This window comes from Calderihabitans maritimus, from assembly GCF_002207765.1.
In the GTDB taxonomy this organism is placed as follows: domain Bacteria; phylum Bacillota; class KKC1; order Calderihabitantales; family Calderihabitantaceae; genus Calderihabitans; species Calderihabitans maritimus.
The window spans coordinates 1-2277 of the sequence record NZ_BDGJ01000054.1 but is presented as its reverse complement, the minus strand read 5'-3'; the positions used below and the strand labels follow the sequence as shown (position 1 = coordinate 2277).

Here is a 2277-nt window from a genome sequence, read left to right as displayed (position 1 = left end):
ATGGGCATTATGTACTAAACGATCTAGAATGGCATCAGCCACTGTAGGGTCTCCCAGTATCTCATGCCAGTGCTTTATGGGCAACTGGCTGACAATGATTGTGGAACTTAAATGATTGCGGTCTTCAATTACCTCCAGGATTTCCCGTCCTTCATCCGCGGATAAAGGAGTTAATCCCCAATCATCCAAAATTAACAGGTCGAGTTTCAAAAGCTGATGCAAAAGTTTTGAATATGTACCATCCCCTTTAGACATTTTCAGATCCGTAAGGAGCCTGGGTACCCTAAAGTAGCGGGTGCTGTATCCCTTACGACAGGCAGCATTGCCCAGAGCGCAAGCAAGGTAGGTTTTTCCCACACCGGTAGGCCCGGTGATAATGACGTTTTGGTGACTTTGGATCCAGTGACAGTCCACAAGGCGCAGCATCACAGACTTGTCCAGTCCCCGGGGATGCCTGTAATCGATATCTTCCGGGCAAGCAGGGATCCTAAACTTTGCCTTTTTTAAAAGCCTTTGAAGGCGCCTGTCCTGTCTTAAGGTCCATTCGTAATCTACCAGGAGACTGAAGCGTTCTTCAAAGGATAAAGAATTAATGTCATTTTGTTTAAGTTGAGCTTCATAAGCTTCAGCCATGCCGCTTAATCGCATTTTTTTCAGTCTCTCTAAAGTATGGTTGATAAGCATTAGAAGCTCCCTCCCTTCTTGCTGTAATAGCCGGCTCCACGGATATTCTCATGATGAATGGTATTGCTGTTTACGGGAGGGGTAAGCTCTAATCTATCAAGGCCCTTTTCCAGGATGGACTTTAAACTCCGATATGAAGTGGCACCAATAGTTAGCGCTCTTTTTGCTGCAGCTTCCATCCTTTCCTTGGGGTAGGCCTTACTGAGGCGCATGATACCTAAACAGGAGCGGTAGCCCTGTTCAGGATGGGGCCGTGACTCTAAAATCTTTTTCACCAGTTCGGCAGTGTTTGGGCCAATAGTCTCTGACCAGTGAATGAGCCTGGAAGGCGTCCACTCCAGGTACTTCTGATGGGCACGGGGCAGGTGTTTGGGTTCAGTTTGATGTCTTCCTTTGCCGTAAACTCGCTGGTGACTGGCTACCCGTTGGCCTTTATAAAATATTTCTACGGTACTGGCAGTAGCCCGTACTTCTACTTGTTCTTTTAGCAGCTGGTGAGGTACACTGTAAAAGTTCTTGTCAAACTCAATATGGGAATCAATGTTTACCCGCACTTTTTTCCATTCGGCAAACTCATACCGTTTTGCGGGTAAGGGCTTTAGTGCCGGGCGGTCCAGTGTTTCAAAAAGCTCCTTACGACAACCCTCAAGCTTTTGAAATGGCTTTTGATTTAACTCCTCGAGTTTACTAAAGATTGCTCGGTTCAGTTCATCCAGGCTGAAGAAGGTGTGCTTACGTAGAGCAGCCATTATCCAGCGCTCTACAACCAGGACGGCGTTTTCCACTTTCGCCTTATCTTTTGGTTTTCTGCTGCGGGTGGGTATTACTACCGTCCCGTAATGGGAAGCCATCTCCTGGTATGTAGGGTTTATCTCGGGTTCGTAATAACAGGCACGACTGACCCCGGTACGTAAATTATCCGGCACCACAATTTCCGGTACGCCGTTAAAGTATTCAAAGGCCCGACAGTGGGCGGCAATCCAATGCGAGAGCTCCTGGGATAAAAAAGCTTCAGCATAAGTGTAGTTGCTGGCACCTAGTACGGCGACAAAGATAAAGGTATCTTGGGCTTCGCCAGTTTTGGGATTTACTATGGGAAAGGTCTGTCCGGCCCAGTCAACAAAAACTTTTTCACCGGCTTTATGAGTTTGACGCATGCTGACATCCAGTTTCTCTCGCCACTTTTGGTATTTATAGCAGAATTGGCTATACTGCAGCCCATCGGGGTGTTGTTCCTTGTATTCAAGCCACAGAAGTTGCAGGGTGACTCCTTTTTTTCTAAGCTCCCGGTGTATGTATTCATAGTCAGGCTCTGGCCTGCATCCCTTGGTCTTTACGACGGCCGGATAGAGGAGTGCTTCGAGTTTCTCATCATCCAGTTCTTCGGGGAGCGGCCAGGAAAGGTTGGCTTTTTCGGCACGTACCAGAATATCTTTAACGGTAGTGGGAGAGGCTTTAATACTCCTAGCTATTTTCCGGTTACTAAGTCCTTGTTCCCATTTAAGTTTCAGGATTTCTTTGATGTTTCGCATAGCTACCCTCCTATTTGCCATAGGTCTTGAACACTCCTTCATTCGTTTTTTGTCACTAAAC

2 protein-coding genes are annotated in these 2277 nt (G+C 46.9%); both read right to left on the bottom strand.

Annotated elements, in window-relative coordinates; all coding sequences use genetic code 11:
• Nucleotides 1–684 (bottom strand): IS21-like element helper ATPase IstB (gene istB / locus KKC1_RS05715; protein ID WP_088553530.1); only part of this gene is annotated, 684 nt, incomplete at its 3' end.
• Entirely contained in the window at nt 684–2216 is a 1533-nt protein-coding gene (istA, locus tag KKC1_RS05710; protein WP_143288686.1) for an IS21 family transposase, read from the bottom strand. The genes istA and istB, both read right to left, overlap by 1 nt.
• Between the last annotated feature and the right edge of the window lie 61 nt (nt 2217–2277).